We start from the raw sequence: 16988 nt of genomic DNA on the forward strand, positions 1-16988 counted from the left end.
CACCCGTCCCCGCGCTCCGGATTTCCCGGTTGATCAGGACTTTTCCGGTTTCTTCAGTTCTGGATGACGCGCAGGCGGGCGAATTCCTTCGGCTGGCCGGCAGGCAGCGTGAAGGAGATCGTCGTGGCGTCATTGACCAGCGGCGTCGCGACGGTCCATGAACCGGCTTCGAGCGACTGGGACGTCAGGATGGCGTAGCTGATGTCGCCATTGGTCACCGCCAGCGCCCGTTTGGTGAAGCTGAGCGTGCCGCCGGTGAAGGTGCCGGGTGTGGGATTCGGCACGGTGGGATCTGCCCCGGCGATGGCGTATTCGATGAGGTTGCTGAGTCCGTCGTTGTCAGGATCCGCGCTCGGGAGTTTCTGTGCTGCGGTGAGGTTGGGGAAGCCGTCCATGAAGCCGGAGAATCCCGGCAGGCCGACCTGCAGGAAACCGGTGCCGGTGATGAAGGCGACCGGATGGGCAGCGCCCGAGCCGATGGCTCCATACACGCCGTTCGGCTGCACCTCTCCATCAAGCGTCAGGGAGCCGACCAGGTCGGTGCCGGAGTAGGGCAGGTCCAGCACCGCGCCGGCGGCGATGGCGACCGCTGCGGTGTTGTTCAGCACGGGATTGGTGATCCGCAGCGTGCCGCCGTTCACCGTGGTGGCGCCGGAGTAGTTGTTGTTTCCGCTGAAGACCAGGATGCCGGGGCCTTCCTTGGTCCGGTAGCCGGCACCGCCCAGAACCCCGCTGAATTCGGCGATCAGGTTCGGCTCCTCGACGGTGAAGACCTTGCCGGTGCCGTTGCCCACGGGGGTGGAGGTGAAGGTGAGATTTCCCGCGCCCCGGAAGGTGGTGTTGGTTCCCGGGCCGTTGAAGTTGATCGGGTTCGTGATGACGCGGGGGGTGGCGTCCGTGGATTGGACGGCTCCGCCGACGAAGTCGAGAAGCCCCGTGCCGAGCGCGCCGTTGTTTCCGAGCGACAGCGTGCCGCCGACGAGGCTGGTGGTGCCGGTGTAGGTGTTGGCGTTCGGCAGGGTGAGCACGCCGGATCCCGTTTTCCTGAGGCTGAGGGCCCCGCTGATGAGTCCGGAATACGTGGTGTCCGAGAAGCCGCTCAGGGAGAGTGCTTTCAGCACGCCGCTGTTGGTGACGGTCCCCGCGCCCGCCCCTCCGTCGGCGAGGTTGTAGACGGACTGGTCGAAGCCCGCGAGGTCGTAGGTGCCGCCGCTGACGATGAGGTCCGTGCCGATGGGCAGCGTGTCGTTGATGCCGTTCGAGAGCAGGCCGCCGGTGACGGTGGTGGTCCCGAGGTAGGTGTTTTTCGCGGTCAGCGTCTGTTGTCCGGGGCCGGATTTCACCACGTTTCCGCTGCCGGTGATGACGCCGCCGTAGCTGAAGGTGCCGACCCGGTTGTAGATGAGGACGCCGTTGTTATCGATGCCGGGGGTGGACGAGATGCTGCCGTCCGTGGTGCCGTCCCCGAGTTGCAGCGTGCCCTCCTGGATGGTGGTGGCGCCGGTGTAGGTGTTCGTGTTCGTGACGAGCAGCGAGCCCGAGCCGGTCTTGACCAGCGGGGTGACGCCCGTGATGCCGAACGCACCGCCGAGCGAGTAGGCGGCGTTCGTGTTGAATGTCACGCTCAGCGGGCTGACGTTCGCGGCGGAAACGACCACGTTCTTGGTGCCGCCGGCGGTGTCGTCGAACAAGACGATGTCGGTGTCGATGTAATCGGTGGCCGTGTTGCCGGAGACGAGCTTCCAGTTCTTGTTCGGGCCGGTGGAGCCGGTCTGCCAGTTGCCGTTGTCCGCGCCGGTCCACTTCGGAACGTCGGCGCTCACCTTGATCTCCAGCACTTTGTTGGGGACGTCGTTCTGCAGCAATCCGCTGCTGCGCGGGCCGAGCGGGAAGGTGCCGCCGGGAATGGTGCCGCTGATGGTGTTGTAGGCGATGACCGGGTGGTCGCCGGCGGTGAGGAAGTTCGCGTTCGCGATGGTCACCGTGGTGGTGCCGTTGAAGGCGAGCGCGCCGGATGCCACGGCGAGCGCGGCGTTCGGGTTGTTGAGGCTGTTGAAGTCCAGCGCCAGCGTGTTCGCGCCGCCGGAGCCGAGCGTGATGTTCCCCGCCTGGAGCACGGTGGTGTCCTCCACGCCGAGCTTGAGGCCGAGGGTGGTGCCGTTCGCCGAGGTGACGTCGCCGATGTTCTGGAACACCCCGGTGAAAACGAGGGAACCGCCGGTGACGGCGGTGGCTCCCGTCTGGGCGTTCGTGCCGCCGAGGGTGAGCGTGCCGCTGCCGGTTTTGGTGAGCGTTCCGGCACCCGAGAGGGCTCCGTTGTAAATGGTGGACGCGTTGTTCGCGCCGACGACGAGCGCTACCGGCAGGCCGGCGGTGTCCGCCAGCGCCTGGTTGCCGCTGCCGGCGAGGGCTCCTATGTTGAAGGCGCCCGTGTTGACACCGGTGGCGAAGGAGACTCCGTTCTGGCCGGTCGCGGCGATGGTGAGGGTCGCGTTCGCGAGCGCGTCCGGATGATTCAACTGGAGCAGGCGGTTGACCGCGCTGGCGATGGCCCTGGGCTGCGCGACGGTGAGGTTGCCGGTGTAGGGGTTCGCGGAGCTCAGCTTCACCACGCCGGTGTTGTCCGAGTTATTGGCGGTGCCGGCCACCGTCAGCGCCCCGGAGCCGGAAATGGGTGCGGCGATGTTGAGGGTTTCGAAGGTCGGGCTGTCGTTCGCCGCCGGGCCGAGCGCTCCGAGGGTGGAGAGCGCGGTCACATTGATCGCCCCGTTGAAGTTCAGCACGGCGGTGTCGCTGCCGCTCTGGGCCTGGAAGAAAAGTCCGCCGTTGAGGATGAGGTTGCCGACGGTGACGTTCTGCACCGTGTCCGCACCCGCGCCCTTGCCGATGAAACGGCCTCCGGCATCGACGGACAACGAGGCCCCGCCGAAGGTGTAGCTGCCGGCGACGGTGGAGGTCCTGAGATCGAACGCGCCGGTGAAATAGCTGTTCGCGGCGGAGGGGGCGGAGAAATCGCTCCAGCGCAGGCCGCTGGCGAAGGAGGTGGTTCCCACCGCGTCGCTGGCGGTCAGGAAAATGTTCTGCGGCGGCGGGGCCTGCACCTGGATGAATCCCGTGCCGGTGATGGCGGCGGTTTCATGCGCTGCTCCGGATCCTGTGGGGCCGTAGACGCCATCCGCCTGCGCGACGCCGTCGATCACCAGCCTGCCGACCACATCGGTGGCACCGTGGGTGAGGTTCAGGAACGCCCCGCTGGCGATCGTCACCGGAGCGATGTCGTTCAGGGCGGGGAAGCCCAGGCTGAGGGTGCCCGCGTTCACGGTGGTGGGGCCGGTGTAGGTGTTGTTGCCGGACAGGGTGAGCGTGCCGGTGCCGGACTTGATCAGGAGACCGCCGCCGGAGAGGATGCCGGAGTAGGTGGTGCTGCCGTTGTTCCCGCCGATGTTCGCCCTTACCGGACCGTTGGCGGTGTCCGTCAGGGTTTGGTTGGCGGTGCCGGACAGGCCGCCGATGTTGAAGTTGTTGCCGTTGTTCGCCCCGCTGGTGAACGAAAGCCCGTTGGCGACGGAGGTCAGGTTGAGCGTCGCGTTCTGCGCGGCGTTCAGGTTGTTCAGCTGGAGCAGGCGGTTCACGGTGCTCGCGACGAAGCCGGAGCCGGGAGTGACCACGTTGATGGTGCCGCCGAAGGTGTTGGCCGCGCTGAGCCGCACCACCCCCGTGTTCGCTCCGCCGTTGGCGGTTCCTCCGATGGTGAGGTTCGCCGCGCCGCCGATGGGCGCGGTGATGTTCAGGATGGAGAAGTTGTTGCTGCCGTTCGCCCCCGCGCCGAGGGCGCCGAGCAGCGAGTTGGCGTTCACGGTGATGGCCCCCGCGACGTTCATCACGGTGGTGTCGTTCGGAGTGTTGGCCTGGTGGAGCAGGCCGCCGTTGAGAATGAGGTTCGCGACGGTGATGGTGCCCGTCACCGTGCTGCCGGCGGCGTTGTTGCCGAACTTGCCAAGCAGTGTCGCACCGGTGTCGATCGTCAATGAATCACCGGCGAAGGTGTAGTTGTTTCCCGATGCCGTGGGGGCGGGTGTCCGCACGGCTGTGCCCGTCGTCACGGTGTAGTTGTTTCCGGCAGCCGCGGCCACCCCGGTGCCGGTGCCGACGGTGGCCACCCAGCCGGAGGCGGTGGCTCCGGTCATGGGGCTTGTCAGGCTGGATGTGCCGGATGGATCGGTCGCCTTCAGCACCAGATTGGCAGCTTGGACGGACTGGCTGGTGATGCTGGCAAGGATGAGCGAGGCGAAGAGCGGTGTGCCCACGAGGGCACGACGCGACGAATATTTGGGTTTCATCGAATGGAAGATGTTGTGGGTTTATGGGTTCGGAACGGGTGGACGCAATCCACCCCTCCTATGGAAGGAACGAGTTCCGCCGACAGGTGCCGACACGGTTTTTTGAAAAATGTTTCCGGAAAAATCCCCGGGCGGAAACGGGGCCGGGGCAGCCTTTCGGGTTTGTTCCTCCCCGACCCGTGATCCCTATGAAAATGCTCCTCGCCGTCCGCCGGATTTTCTGCCAGCGTGCTCCGGATAGGAAACGGTCCTTGTTTCCACCTGAAAAACCCGGAAAAATCCCATGAACGCCCCACGTGATGCCAAGGAGATCGCACGACTCTGGTTTGAAAAGGTCTGGAACCAGCGGGACAACGCGCTGGCACGGGAACTGATGGCCCCGGATGCCGTCGGCCATCTCGAAGGCGGGCAGGAAATCGTGGGGCCGGAAGCATTCCTCGGCTTCCAGGCATCTTTCCTCGAGGCCGTGCCGGACCTTCGGATCGGGATCGTCGCGCTGGTCGCGGATGAAGCCAACGTCTGCACCCACTGGACGGCACAGGGAACGCACAGCGGCCCCGGAATGGGAATGATTCCAAGCGGGATGCGGGTTTTTTTCCGGGGCGTCACCTGGTTGGAGGTCGCGGAAGGCCGCATCACCAGCGGGCGGGACTTCTGGAACAAGGAAGGGCTCATGCAGACCATGGCCGGCGGTCCGGCTCCTGACGAGGCGCTGGCATGACTGGCCCCGCAGCCCGGCCGGTCCGGTCCTGATCGGGAACAAGCGGGCAGGTCCCGCATACCAATGGCCCCCTTCTTTTGGATTTTCTCACCGGCAAGGCGCGGAGGTCGCAAAGGAACGCGAAGAAGAGGATGGAACCCACCAAAGGGCATCACGGTCCGGGGCCATATTTGTAATTCCCGATGGCATGGCAGAATGCCGCCAGATATGAGATTGAAAGGGCCAGCGCCAGCCAGAGAAAGAACTGCCTCGTTCCGTCCTTGCCGCACAGCTTGATCAGGCAGGCGAGAGTCACGAAAGCGTGGACCGGGGTGACGAAAAAGAATCCATAGAGCCACAGGTTGACACAGAATGGCGCGATCCATGCGAGCAGGCTCACCAGCGCCAGCCCGAAACCTTTGGTTTTTCTTTTCTCTCCGGAGGCTGGCGGTTTCTTCGGAGTCATGGATTTCAACGGGCGGCTTGCTCCACCCCGGACCGCTTGCGGTTGTTGATGTATTCGCAAGCCGCGGTGGCGGCTTCCTGGCCGATGTCGCGGATGGGGATGGGGTAGCCGAGGGGGCCGCTCAGGAAGATGAACAAATGGGAATCCGTGAGCGACGCGCGATCCACGTATGACCAATGATAGCTGCCTTTGCCGGCGGGGGATGAGGATTCGAGGCCGTCTTCCGTGAGCGTCACTTCATAGTCCCCGAAGTTTTTGACGTAACTTCCCTCATCGATGCCGGCCCGCCAATGTTTGTTGAGCACCCGTTTGTAATAAACGGGAAAAAGCAGGAACCACCCGAGGCCGATGCCCAGATAGATCACTGTCCCGCTCCAACGGAATCCGGCCCCGGAGGTGGTGAGGATCCAAAGAAAAACCATGATCCCCGGCAACAGGAAGCGGGACCTGGTTTGCGCGCGCCGGTAGGTGGGGGATGCCGTGAAATAGGCTTGGTTGAACGCCAGGGCATCCTCCCGGTCCATGTGGAAACGAAGTGTCATCATGTGCTCTATCAGATTCCACTAGGATCGAACCGGCGCTGGATGGAAAGGAAAATGATCGGGCGGTGTGTGTTGTGGCGGATCGCATCTCCAGCACCAAAGGTGCGGAATGATATAGCCCAGGGCGACGCCCTGGGAAGAGGTTCCGGAGAATACCGGAGTCCTGAAGGGACGGGATCAAGGGAGGATCGGTGCGCCACGGATGTCGTCCCTTCAGGACTCCACTATTCCGGGGGATTTTTCCCGGGACGTTGTCCCGGGCTATCCCATTCCGCACCGTTGGTGCTGAAGAATCGTGTGCCGGACCCGGTGACGGTTTGTTAGAAAACCCCAAGGACCCGCCTTGCCCGGGATCGCGATAACGGGCGGGCCAATGGGCGTAGGGTGGAGTGGGCGCCCATGCCGACCTGTCCTTGCCCAGTGCTTTCGCGGCGTGGTGGAGCCGGCGCGGGTTGGCGCGCCCGGCCGATGAGGACGAGGTCGAGCTGTTCGTCGCGGATGGCTTGGTCCGCGATCCGCTGGTTAGGTATCCGAAGCCGGCTGGCAACCACCTGTTATCAATCCTGCTATCTGTTGTCCCCCATGCCGGAAAACGGACTGAAGAAATACATCAGACCCATCGCCACAAGCCCCAGCAGGATGAGAACGAGCAACTGCATCCCGACGAATCCCATCACCGATCTGGCAAGCGCGGGGAAGGAGTGCGGGCGATGCCGGCCTGCCGCGCCCGCGCGGTATCGGAAGACGCCGAACGCCAGCATCACGAGAACCGATGACGGAATCCATAACCAGCCGGCGTGTTTGCTGCCACCCTCTTCAAGCGCTCCCCCGATGAAGATGCTCCCGACCAAAAGGAATGGAAACAGCCCTAGCAGAAGGCATCCGGTCACCTTCTCGCCCGATGTGTCGCGGGATCCTGTGGTGTTCTCCGGTGGAAGGGTGGACATGGCTTCCGCAGGTTGCTTGAAAAAGTTGGGTCGGGCGAGAGCATTTTCGGATGCGGGTGGTGACAGGAGGGATCCGGACCGCCCGAGGCATCCTCGATGGACCGGGCCGGGCTCATCCCATCCCATCTCGTGTTCCGTGGCGGATCGGAGTCCGCCACTCCTTGGAGCCCCGCATGACGCGGAGTTCCAGTGGAGGAGCGGCGGCTTCGAAAACAGCGGGAATCAGCCTTGCTCGGGATCGTGATAACGGGCGAGCCAGTGGGCGTAGGGTGCGGGGAGCACCCACGTCGGCCTGTCCTTGCCGAGTGTTTTCGCGGCGTGATAGGGCCAGTGCGGGTTGGCGAGGTGCGCCCGGCCGATGAGGACGAGGTCGAGCTGTTCGTCGCGGATGGCCTGGTCGGCCAGTTGCGGGGTGCCGAAGCCCCAAGCGGATGACACCGGGATGCCGGCCTCCTCGCGCACGCGTTTGGCGATCGGTCCGAGGAACGCCGGGCCCCACGGGATCTTGGTTTCCGGGATGGTGAAGCCGACGCTGACGCTCAGCATGTCCAGCCCGTCCTCGCGCCAGTTTTTCACCAGTTCGATGGATTCGGCGAGGGTTTGCTCGTCGTTGCCATCGTATTCCAGGACGCCGAAGCGGGCGGTGAGGGGGAAATTCTCCGGCCAGATTTCGCGGATGGCGGACAAGGTTTCGCGGGAGAACCGGCTGCGGTTTTCAAACGACCCGCCGTATTCGTCGGTGCGCTTGTTCGAGTGCGGGGAGAAGAAGCTCTGGGCCAGGTAGCCGTGGGCGAAGTGGAGCTCCAGCCACTCGAAACCGGCGTCGAGCGCGCGTTTGGCGGCCGCGACGAAATCCGCCTGCACGCGCTTGATGTCCTCGACGGTCATTTCCCGCGGCACCCGTGACAGATCTCCTCCGTAGGAGAGCGGGGAGGGGGCGATGGTCTCCCATGCCCGGGGATCGGTGGCCGGGATGTGGTCGTCGCCTTCCCACGGGATGTTCGCGCTGGCCTTCCGTCCGGCGTGGGCGATCTGGATGCCGGGGATGGCTCCCGCCGCCTTGATGGAGCTGGCGATCTTCCGCAGCTCGGAGGCTTGTTCGTCATTCCAGATTCCAAGGCACTTCGGCGTGATGCGGCCCTCCGGGGAGACGGCGGTCGCCTCCACGATGACCACGGAGCTGCCGCCACGGGCGAGCGTGGCGTAGTGGGCCTGGTGCCAGTCGTTCGCAAGTCCGTCATCGGCGGAGTATTGGCACATCGGCGGCACCGCGATGCGGTTGCGGAGGCGGGCGTCTTTCAGTTGGAGCGGGGTGAATAGGTCGTTCATTTTCAGGTCCGGGATTGTTCCGTAGTTCGAATCTATTCGAACTATTGTAATTCGTCAAGAAATAGGGTTTATTGTCCGCATGAGGCAGCACAAGCATCCGAAGATCGAGGAAATCGACCTGATCGACATCATGTACGCGTTGTCCGATCCGACGCGGGTGGAGATCGTCATGACCCTCGCCGGGAAAGGGCGCGCCATGACCTGCGGCGAGCTGTTGATCGACCGTCCGAAATCAAGCATGTCCCACCACTTCAAGATCCTGCGCGGAGCGGGATTGGTGGAAACACTGATCAAGGGCACGGAGCACATCAATTCCCTCCGCCTGAAGGAACTGGAGGAAAGGTTCCCCGGCGTGATGAAGGCCGTCTTGAAAGCGTTCCGCGCCGGGATGGCGGACGGGTGAACGCGGGGCCGGCCACCGCCGGAAAAGAGGATGGGCCGCAGGACATGGATTCTCATCCAAAGCAACCAATGGAAAATCGCCCCGACTTCCTCCTGCTGGGAATGGGCCGTTCCGGTCATCTCACGCTGCCCCGGTCCGATGTCCCGCCCGAGGCTCTCGCCCGAGGCTCTCGCCCGAGGCTCTCGCCTTCATCCGCGAACGCTTCGCCAGCCACGGCCTGCCCACCAAGCGTGCGTGAGCCGGGCGGGTGGGGAGCCCATCAATGCACCCCTGGGCGGGGGGCGGAATGGTTTGCCTGCGGCTACCAATCGACGCATTCGATGAAATATTCCGGCGCGCCGACATATTCACCGATCTCTCGAGGCGTGAATCCGAATTTCTTGAGCCGGGACTTCGTGGCGTATTCGTGATGCCGGCCGGAATCATGCCCGCACGCGGGACAACCGGAATCGGTGATGGATCGATCATCCGGGGACCTGGAAATCTCGTGGGAACGAGGGGAGGTGTAGGTCCCTATGTAGTGATCGACCTCTCCGCAACATGCGATGATCGCTTCACATGAAGCGCATTCCAAAAGGATCAACGGACCCTGCCCGCCGCAGACACACCATTCCGGGCAGCCGCCTTTGTCGAAGAAGTAACGCACATCGAGTGGATTGGGCATGGGTTTCGGAATGGAGGACGGTGGTCACGATATCTTGCTTACCCCATCCTTCAAGAGTTTCTCCCTCCCCCTGGCGAAGCGCTTGCGGGCCATCTCCGGAACGGCGTCGGGGGAAATGAAGGTCCAGGGGACATCCTGCCCGTTGATCGTCCACCAGAGTGTTTCCCCTTCCTGCCGCAGCTCATGGGTGACCCACTTGTCATATCCCGCGAGCCTGACTTCCACCGCGCTTGGACCGCTTGCCCTGAAATGAACCGCCAGGAAAACCATGCTGAGGGGATCCGCTCTCTGGGTCACGGCGCAGACAAGGAACTTTTCGGAAGGGCCGATCCACATGTAGTCAAGGCACGACGCGTCCACATGGGACGGGCAGTTCAGGAAGGAATCGGTCTCGGGAATCATGGCATCGGAATCACTTCGCGGGCCTGCCGTCGGTGGCCGGTGCCTTGTCTGTCCGATCCGTTTTGATCCGCCGCAGATGGCGGATTCCGCCTTCATTTGAAGTGCCGAGCGTCAGGAGCATCCGGTTTCCCACGGCCGCCTGTGGGTCCGAAATCCCGAGATCGCGGGCCGGACTGTGGATTGCGAAGCTGACGGATTCCCCCCGTTTTCCGACTCCTTCCACGTCCTGCTCCAGCGTCACTCTCAGGAGATGGCGCGGGTCGATGCCGGTGACGATCACCTTCTTGTCGAATTGCCGGGTGATGAGGATTTCGTCGATCCTCGCGCTGAAGCGGACGTCGTCCGCCGAGACCATGGAGGGCGAACCCAGCCAGATGGAGAATGCCATTGCCACTTGAGCGAGGGGAGGGATGTGCATTTTTTCCAATACGTTTGATCTGATAGAGGCAGGCTGCCAGCTGACGGGAAAGAGGATGTCCGGATGATGATTTTTTGCAAACCTTCTCCTCTGACTGTCGGGGTGGGGATGGATTGGGAGCTGCCGATGTTTGCCCCCTCACAATAATTTTCATCCCCACCGCACCGCCGCGCTTGCCGGGGGGCGGGATTTTGCTAGGAAAAGCCCGTGGCGCAGCAAAGTGACGTTCGGGAGGTCCTCCAATACATCCCCCAGTTCCGTGGGAAAATTTTCTTCGTGTTGATCGAGGCCGGCATCCTTCCGGAGCCGGCGGTCGCCGAGACGTTGCTGGATCTCGCCGTGCTCGAGGACCTCGGCGTGAAGCTGGTGCTCGGGGTGCTCGGCGGGGACCTCAAGGATCTCTACGACTGGACGCTGGAGTGCGAGATCATGGCCGCCCGTGTTTCCCGGCCCATCACGGATCCGCTGGCGGTGAAGGAGGCCCTGGAAATCCTCGGTCGCGGGCAATCCGCCATCATCGACGCCTCGGCCACGGGGCCGTTGGACCTGCCGGTGGTGGACTTCGCGCTGCGCGTCGGCGTGACGAAAGTGATCGCCCTGTTGGAAAACGAGATCCTCATCGATGGCGCGCCGGTGCATGCCATCCGTGCGAAGGACGCGGCGTCGCTCGTGCCCCAGACGGATGCCGGGGGCGCAGCCCTCCTCCTGTCCGCGGCGGAGGCCTGCAAGCGAGGCATCCCCCGGGTGCACGTGCTGAACGGCCGCCGGCAGGGCGTGCTGGTGGACGAGCTTTTCTCCAACGAAGGCGTGGGCACCATGGTCCACGCGGACAGCTACCGCATCATCCGCGAGCTGCGGGAGGAGGACATCCCGGAACTGCTCGGCATGATCGGCCGCTCCGTGCGGCGGACGAAGCTGGTGGAGCGCACCTACGAGGACATCCAGTCGCGGATCGAGGACTTTTATGTCATGGCCATCGACGACAACGTCGTGGGCTGTGTGGCGCTGCACCCTTACCCGGACGAGGAGACGGCGGAGGTGGCTTGCCTTTACGTGAAGCTCCAGCACGAGGGCCGCGGCTACGGCATCGAGCTGGTGCACCATGTGGAGAAAATCGCGAGGGAGCGGGGGATTCCCCGGGTCTTCGCCCTCAGCAACCGCGCCGCGGATTTCTTCACCGTCAAGCTCGGCTACAGCCCCGCCACGGTGGATGACCTGCCGAGAAAGCGCCGCGAACAATTCGAGGCCAGCGGGCGTGACTCGCTAGTGTTCTCGCTGGTACTGAAGTGAGCCTGGAAACCGGTTTCAATGAAGCCTAAAGGGGGGCGCTGGGAAATGTGCGGGGGATGAAGATTTTTTCACCGCCAGGACGCCAAGGAAGAGGAGGGGGGAAGAAGAGGGGAGTGGTTTTGAATGGGGGATATCGTTTCCTGGAAATGAGATGACCATCCTCAATCCCACCACGCGATGCCCTGGTGCATGAGTCACACGGATTCTCCCGCACCACATGCTGAAGAACCAACGCTCTATTACCCCCATCTTTTTCCGTGTATTTCGTGTATTCCGTGGTTCGCTTTCCACCCACCGGATGAATCGAAACGCAGAGCTGCGGAGTTCGCGGAGGAACACGCGGAGAAGGAATTCCCAACACTTGGCACCACCGGCAAGCATGCCCCCCTGGAAACCCATTCCGTATCCCTCTTCCAAACCTTCTCTTCCTTGGCATCCTGGCGGTGAAAATTTCCCGATGCTGCGGAAATTCTTCAAAATTCCACCCGCCCCGGTTTGACGAAGGATCGTGCCATGGCCACTGTGTGGATGTGGGTCTCAAGAAGATTCCACCGCCAGGACTCCAAGGCCGCCAAGGTTTTTTAAGAACACAAAGATCCCGTCTTTCGAAATCTTGGCGGCCTCGGCGTCCTGGCGGTGAAAAAATCCAAGCAGCTTTCCCCAACCCCACTTTCATTCAAAACCCCATGAAACTGAAATTCTGCGGTGCCGCCGGCACCACCACCGGTTCGCAACACCTGCTTGAGATCAATGGCAAGCGCATCCTGCTGGATTGCGGGCTCTACCAGGGCTCCCGCAAGCACGCCTATGACATCAACTGCTGCTTCCCGCACTTCGATCCGGCGTCGATCGACGTGGTGGTCCTCTCCCACGCCCACATCGACCACAGCGGGAACCTGCCGAACCTCGTGAAAAAAGGATTCACCGGGAACATCCACGCCACCCACGCCACGCGGGACCTCTGCCAGATCATGCTGGCGGACTGCGCGCGCATCCAGGAGAGCGACATCGACTGGCTGAACAAGCACCGCCGCCGGCAGGGGCTGGAGCCGGTCGAGCCGCTCTACGACGAGCGGGACGCGGAGCGCTGCCTGCGCCAGTTCGTCACCGTCAGCTACGACCGCCCGATGATCATCTCGGACGGCGTCACGCTGACCTTCGTCGATGCCGGGCACATCCTCGGCAGCGCGCAGGTGCTGCTGGAGATCCACGACCGCGCCGATGGAAAAACCAAGCGCTTCCTCTTCTCCGGCGATGTCGGGCGCGGCGGAAACGAGGTGCTGCGCGACCCCGTGCCCGTCCAAAACGTGGATTTCCTCCTCATGGAAAGCACCTACGGCGGCCGCGAACACGAGGCACCGCCCGGCTACGGCGCGCACTTCGGCGAGATCATCCGGCAGGCCGTGCTGCGCGGCGGCAAGATCCTCATCCCCGCCTTCGCCGTGGAGCGCACCCAGCAGCTCCTCTACGTCCTGCACGAGCTATTTGAAAACGGCGAACTGCCGGAAATCCCCGTCTACGTGGACAGCCCGCTGGCCGTCAGCGCCACCGAGATCTACCGCCTCCACCCCGAGTCGTTCAACGACGAGGTCTACGAATCCCTCTTCGAGCGGCAGAACCCCTTCGGCTTCGAGGGCCTCACCCTCGTCCGCTCCGTGACCGGCTCAAAGGCGCTCAACGACGTCATCGGCACCGCCATCATCATCTCCGCCTCCGGCATGTGCGAGGCCGGCCGCATCCTGCACCACCTCAAGAACAACATCGGCGATGCGAAGACCACCGTGCTCTTCGTCGGCTACTGCGCCGAGAACACCCTCGGCCGCCGCCTGCGGGACGGGGAAAAGGAAGTGCCCATCCTCGGCAGCGTCAGCAAGGTCCGCGCGAAGATCGAGATCGTCGACTCCTTCTCCGGCCACGCCGACCACTCCGAACTCATCGACTGGTTCCAACGCACCACCGGCCCCAAACACCGCACCTGGCTCGTCCACGGCGAACCCGACAGCGCCCAAAAACTCCGCGAAGGCCTCACCGCCGTCCACCCGGCCACCGTGGAAATCGCGGAACTGGGGGGAGAGGTGGAGTTTTAGGGGTATGAGGCGGAAAACCTAATCACAAACACCCTTGATTGTTTCGCAGGTGGAGATTGAAAGAGGAATATGACTAAGGTTGAAACACGTTGCCATCTGTGAGCAGATTTTTCTTCACATCAAACTCAATATAACGATCATTGACGTTGGGATTGAAATAGGAGACTACCAGTCCAAAATTCGCGTAGAATCCTTTTTCGATGTTTCCGCTGCTGAAGTCAAAGTCGCCGTAGATTTTTCCATAGTTGGCGCTGATGATTCGTCCGTCGGGCAGGGTTTTTGTGCGTGTGCGGAAGTAAAAATTTCTTTGGTGGTCAACGTCCGTTTTTCTAATGCTTCCTTGATCTGAAGTAGTGTGAAATCTGGTTATCTGGTTGACGTAACCCGAGTCGGGTGCGACGTAGTCGGAGATATAGCGGCTTCCCTGAATTCGGAGGTCGCGTATATCCTTCCGTTGCGGCGTGAGAAATTCCACGACACCGTCATTTGGATTTTGAAACCTGACGATCAGTTTCAGGGCGTTGGATTTCCTGTCCGTGTAGTCGCCTTCAACACGGAAATGAAAATCCGCGGTCTCGCCCTTGCCCAGCGGCGGGAGTGCCTGGCCGAGCATGAGATCGTAGCCATAATCCTTGTTCAGTTCCGGCACGCGGGTGTAGCCGCTCAATTCGCCTATGTTGCCCTTCGCATACATCGGAACCGGATTTTTGACCGGCCTCATGACCGGCTTGATGTCGGCATGATAAGAAGACCTTCCGCCGGCCGCTGCCGGAATCCAGTTGTCCTCCACCATGGATGTCGGATACCAGCCGTCCTTTTCCACGGCCGCCGCTGGCGCAGGGCCGCCGCTCTCGTGATGGACGGACTTGTAGGTGATCGCGGCGACTCCTTCCTCATTGGTCCTCACCACAGGATTCATCCTGTTTTCACCGGTCGGCAGCGGGCTTGTGAAGTCAACGCGCGAGGTATGAACCGCCGCGTCAGGCAGATTCCGACCGCTTTCATCGACCACATGAACACGCAGCGAGTAATCTGCCGTCACTTGCTGGTCGCAGGATGCGAGTTGGCCCGAAATACCTATCAATAGTAGTTGGCGGAGTATCTGCATTTTATGTGATCTATTTCAAATTTCCAATAATCACGAATCTTTCGAACGTTTTCCAATTGTGAGTGAATGCTTTTTCTCGGATATCGCTGTGAAGCCAAGGTCTTGATGTGGGATCACTTGGACCTTGGGCGTTTTCGTTGGCATTGGAGAGCGGCCATCGCAGTGGGTCAGTTTTCATCGTGAGATTCAAGTCAATATTTGTAACGAGTCCATCGAGCTCCAGTTGGGGTAACGAGTTCCTTCCGGCGGCGAAACTAGTACATGGGATCATTTTAGAAATAATAGTATTTCTGTTGCTATAAGCATGATTTGATCCCGTTGTTCCAACGCACCACCGGCCCCAAACACCGCACCTGGCTCGTCCACGGCGAACCGGATAGCGCCCAGAAACTCCGCCAAGGCCTCACCGCCGTCCACCCGAGCACCGTGGAAATCGCGGAGCTGGGGGGAGAGGTGGAGTTTTGAGGGTATCATTAGAAAAACCTAATCGCAAACGCGCTTAATTGCTTTTCCGTTGAATATGGAGCAGGGATGAATATGATTAAGATCGATGGATATTGCCATCTGCGAGCGGATTTTTATCGACATCAAACTCAATATTCTCATCACAATCTGCTCATGTTTCAAAAACTGAGATGACGCCGGCATTTCTTGCTTTGGCGGAAACAATCAGTTGCGTCAGCACCGACAGCATTTGTCTGATCGTCTCATCCTCTTCGTCGTTACTCAAAATTGCATCAAGTTCCTGCTGCCATTGGGTGGCTTGTAAAGCATTTGCGATCCGGAAGCAACGTTCCGGCGACAGCGCGACGCTCAGAGCTCCGAAGGCTAGAAGTTTCATATTTTCCGGAAGGTCTGAAGCCGGTTGTCGCGGAATCTGGGGTTCCATCCATTTCCCCGCAAAAGGTAGCAGAAGGTTGTCGAGAGCTTCCTTTGTGTCCATATCGAGATTTGTCCGCAGCGTGGGATAGCGGGACGCCAGCAGTCCCAGTCCTTTGGAGCTGACCGTCACGGGAAAACCGCCTCCGGAATCATTGTGTTCCCAGAGCCATGGATTAAGGAAGTCTCCAGCCAGGGACATTGCTGTTTCAAAGTCGCCATCGTCCTTGGCATCCTGGAGCTGTTGGCCAAGTTCGGTCGATTCAAATTGTGCGAGGAAATCGCTCCAATTGAGAGGTGTTGCGTGAAAATCGTTCATGGGATTAGATCTGTTTCGTATTTGATTGATCGACGGGAAGCAGTGCCGCCGGACCATACATCGGCTCGTCGCAGATGGTCCCGGAGCCTGGCGGCCATTCGCAGTCTTCGTGGAAGAAGAGCTTCCAAAGGCGTTGTTGCATGCGGCCCTGTTCGCCATCCGGACGGGTAAAGGCGGTGGGCCAGCATCTGAGGTAGAGGTAATTCGGAGTGTCCCGCTTCTCGATGAAGAAGTCTGCCGCTAGTGCGTCTTCTTTGGTGCATTTCGCATACTGCCAGAAGTGCGGGCCGAGCCACATTTCTGCGGTGGGGTAAAAATTGACTCCTGGAATCAATTCCTTGCATCGTCCCGGATTTTTGGAAATATCAATAAATATTCTAGGTTCAAAAGGTCCACAAAAGTTCGGTTCTGGGTAGGTCCTGTATCCAGGAGGAAAGGTTCCATTCCGGAATTCATAGAAATCACTTTTTAGTGAATCCCATTGCCACGCCTGATAAGAAATGAGATATTGCCAAGCTCCGATCGATGGCCACCGGGTGAGAAGGATATCACACAAAATAGACCAATTATCCGGTGACTTGGCTTTCTGTCCGATACGACACTTGAAACCGGAACACCTTTCCCGAAAGTCTTCGCCATCCCAAAGCTCTGATAGTTCGAAACCGACGCTGCTTTCCGAGTAACCGGTGTGCGCACCAAATCCCCTGAGGGATCGCTCTGCTATGAGCGATTCAATTTCAAAAGCAGTCAAGACCAGATCGGGTGATACTTTTGCTTTCGCTTCGAGTGGAAGTTGTCCGGCAATTCCTGAAAAAATGAACGTTTCGGGAAGGCTGTCCACCAACGTCAAATATTCTGCGAGGAGCCTCCAGAAAAGTGACACCGGTTCCACCAGTTGAGGGAAGACCATATTGAAATAAACTCTGTTGGGGAGGCTCATGGGGTATATCAATCGATCGACTCGGATCCCAACTCTATTGGTGAGGCTGCTCAAAGTTCTGTCTTGGTCCAACGCTACTCGCATCAGAGAAAGTCCTGGTATCGATCCTGCGTGGATGCCGCAGTTGGGCTGATGCTATCTTTTCCACACTCGG

General features: G+C 60.9%; 16 protein-coding genes. 5 read left to right on the top strand and 11 right to left on the bottom strand.

What is annotated here, in order from left to right; genetic code table 11:
- Positions 1-53: 53 nt before the first annotated feature.
- On the bottom strand, positions 54-4340 hold the full coding sequence (locus JIN84_RS00250; RefSeq protein ID WP_200349003.1) for a beta strand repeat-containing protein: 4287 nt from the start codon (positions 4338-4340) through the stop codon (positions 54-56).
- A gap of 283 nt (positions 4341-4623) precedes the next feature.
- Between JIN84_RS00250 and JIN84_RS00255 the strand changes: the two genes are divergently transcribed.
- Entirely contained in the window at positions 4624-5061 is a 438-nt protein-coding gene (locus tag JIN84_RS00255; RefSeq protein ID WP_200349004.1) for an ester cyclase, read from the top strand.
- Between the two features lie 151 nt (positions 5062-5212).
- On the opposite strand, the gene JIN84_RS00260 is transcribed toward JIN84_RS00255, so the two are convergent.
- The 4 genes from JIN84_RS00260 to JIN84_RS00275 all read right to left on the bottom strand — a co-directional run bounded on the left by JIN84_RS00260 (position 5213) and on the right by JIN84_RS00275 (position 8324).
- Positions 5213-5506 carry a hypothetical protein gene (locus JIN84_RS00260; RefSeq protein WP_200349005.1) on the bottom strand — a complete coding sequence of 98 codons (294 nt, stop codon included), beginning with the start codon at positions 5504-5506 and terminating at the stop codon, positions 5213-5215.
- Positions 5507-5511: 5 nt separating this feature from the next.
- Positions 5512-6051: a YcxB family protein gene (locus JIN84_RS00265; RefSeq protein ID WP_200349006.1), complete on the bottom strand. Its 540-nt coding sequence runs from the start codon at positions 6049-6051 to the stop codon at positions 5512-5514.
- A gap of 563 nt (positions 6052-6614) precedes the next feature.
- Positions 6615-6995, bottom strand: a complete 381-nt coding sequence (locus tag JIN84_RS00270) for a hypothetical protein (protein ID WP_200349007.1) — start codon at positions 6993-6995, stop codon at positions 6615-6617.
- Between the two features lie 222 nt (positions 6996-7217).
- Entirely contained in the window at positions 7218-8324 is a 1107-nt protein-coding gene (locus JIN84_RS00275; protein WP_200349008.1) for an NADH:flavin oxidoreductase/NADH oxidase, read from the bottom strand.
- A 79-nt stretch (positions 8325-8403) separates the two neighbouring features.
- Here JIN84_RS00275 and JIN84_RS00280 point away from each other — a divergent pair, with 79 nt between their 5' ends.
- Positions 8404-8727, top strand: coding sequence for an ArsR/SmtB family transcription factor (locus JIN84_RS00280; protein ID WP_200349009.1), 324 nt, complete (start codon positions 8404-8406; stop codon positions 8725-8727).
- Between the two features lie 301 nt (positions 8728-9028).
- On the opposite strand, the gene JIN84_RS00285 is transcribed toward JIN84_RS00280, so the two are convergent.
- Genes JIN84_RS00285 through JIN84_RS00295 form a run of 3 tightly spaced genes read right to left on the bottom strand, consistent with a single transcriptional unit; the run spans position 9029 to position 10211 of the window.
- Positions 9029-9391 carry a hypothetical protein gene (locus JIN84_RS00285; protein ID WP_200349010.1) on the bottom strand — a complete coding sequence of 121 codons (363 nt, stop codon included), beginning with the start codon at positions 9389-9391 and terminating at the stop codon, positions 9029-9031.
- A 24-nt stretch (positions 9392-9415) separates the two neighbouring features.
- Positions 9416-9793, bottom strand: coding sequence for a hypothetical protein (locus JIN84_RS00290; protein ID WP_200349011.1), 378 nt, complete (start codon positions 9791-9793; stop codon positions 9416-9418).
- A gap of 10 nt (positions 9794-9803) precedes the next feature.
- Positions 9804-10211, bottom strand: a complete 408-nt coding sequence (locus JIN84_RS00295; protein ID WP_200349012.1) for a hypothetical protein — start codon at positions 10209-10211, stop codon at positions 9804-9806.
- Between the two features lie 276 nt (positions 10212-10487).
- Between JIN84_RS00295 and JIN84_RS00300 the strand changes: the two genes are divergently transcribed.
- Complete coding sequence (locus tag JIN84_RS00300; protein WP_200349013.1) at positions 10488-11501, top strand: GNAT family N-acetyltransferase; 1014 nt, start codon at positions 10488-10490, stop codon at positions 11499-11501.
- Between the two features lie 686 nt (positions 11502-12187).
- Entirely contained in the window at positions 12188-13588 is a 1401-nt protein-coding gene (locus JIN84_RS00305) for an MBL fold metallo-hydrolase RNA specificity domain-containing protein (protein ID WP_200349014.1), read from the top strand.
- 73 nt (positions 13589-13661) lie between these two features.
- On the opposite strand, the gene JIN84_RS00310 is transcribed toward JIN84_RS00305, so the two are convergent.
- On the bottom strand, positions 13662-14696 hold the full coding sequence (locus JIN84_RS00310; RefSeq protein WP_200349015.1) for a hypothetical protein: 1035 nt from the start codon (positions 14694-14696) through the stop codon (positions 13662-13664).
- Positions 14697-15005: 309 nt separating this feature from the next.
- Between JIN84_RS00310 and JIN84_RS00315 the strand changes: the two genes are divergently transcribed.
- Positions 15006-15161, top strand: coding sequence for an MBL fold metallo-hydrolase RNA specificity domain-containing protein (locus JIN84_RS00315; RefSeq protein WP_234043103.1), 156 nt, complete (start codon positions 15006-15008; stop codon positions 15159-15161).
- 151 nt (positions 15162-15312) lie between these two features.
- Here the strand turns inward: JIN84_RS00315 and JIN84_RS00320 are convergent, their stop codons facing one another.
- The gene (locus tag JIN84_RS00320; protein WP_200349017.1) at positions 15313-15894 is read right to left on the bottom strand and encodes a hypothetical protein; all 582 of its coding nucleotides are present in this window, start codon (positions 15892-15894) and stop codon (positions 15313-15315) included.
- Between the two features lie 4 nt (positions 15895-15898).
- The gene (locus JIN84_RS00325; protein ID WP_200349018.1) at positions 15899-16834 is read right to left on the bottom strand and encodes a hypothetical protein; all 936 of its coding nucleotides are present in this window, start codon (positions 16832-16834) and stop codon (positions 15899-15901) included.
- Positions 16835-16988 lie beyond the last annotated feature (154 nt).

The sequence above is a fragment of the Luteolibacter yonseiensis genome (assembly GCF_016595465.1).
Taxonomy (GTDB): domain Bacteria; phylum Verrucomicrobiota; class Verrucomicrobiia; order Verrucomicrobiales; family Akkermansiaceae; genus Luteolibacter; species Luteolibacter yonseiensis.

Coding starts and splice junctions, on each gene's coding strand:
- JIN84_RS00250 (WP_200349003.1), bottom strand. CDS start 4,340: ATGAAACCCAAATATTCGTCGCGTCGTGCCCTCGTGGGCACACCGCTC.
- JIN84_RS00255 (WP_200349004.1), top strand. CDS start 4,624: ATGAACGCCCCACGTGATGCCAAGGAGATCGCACGACTCTGGTTTGAA.
- JIN84_RS00260 (WP_200349005.1), bottom strand. CDS start 5,506: ATGACTCCGAAGAAACCGCCAGCCTCCGGAGAGAAAAGAAAAACCAAA.
- JIN84_RS00265 (WP_200349006.1), bottom strand. CDS start 6,051: ATGATGACACTTCGTTTCCACATGGACCGGGAGGATGCCCTGGCGTTC.
- JIN84_RS00270 (WP_200349007.1), bottom strand. CDS start 6,995: ATGTCCACCCTTCCACCGGAGAACACCACAGGATCCCGCGACACATCG.
- JIN84_RS00275 (WP_200349008.1), bottom strand. CDS start 8,324: ATGAACGACCTATTCACCCCGCTCCAACTGAAAGACGCCCGCCTCCGC.
- JIN84_RS00280 (WP_200349009.1), top strand. CDS start 8,404: ATGAGGCAGCACAAGCATCCGAAGATCGAGGAAATCGACCTGATCGAC.
- JIN84_RS00285 (WP_200349010.1), bottom strand. CDS start 9,391: ATGCCCAATCCACTCGATGTGCGTTACTTCTTCGACAAAGGCGGCTGC.
- JIN84_RS00290 (WP_200349011.1), bottom strand. CDS start 9,793: ATGATTCCCGAGACCGATTCCTTCCTGAACTGCCCGTCCCATGTGGAC.
- JIN84_RS00295 (WP_200349012.1), bottom strand. CDS start 10,211: ATGCACATCCCTCCCCTCGCTCAAGTGGCAATGGCATTCTCCATCTGG.
- JIN84_RS00305 (WP_200349014.1), top strand. CDS start 12,188: ATGAAACTGAAATTCTGCGGTGCCGCCGGCACCACCACCGGTTCGCAA.
- JIN84_RS00310 (WP_200349015.1), bottom strand. CDS start 14,696: ATGCAGATACTCCGCCAACTACTATTGATAGGTATTTCGGGCCAACTC.
- JIN84_RS00320 (WP_200349017.1), bottom strand. CDS start 15,894: ATGAACGATTTTCACGCAACACCTCTCAATTGGAGCGATTTCCTCGCA.
- JIN84_RS00325 (WP_200349018.1), bottom strand. CDS start 16,834: ATGAGCCTCCCCAACAGAGTTTATTTCAATATGGTCTTCCCTCAACTG.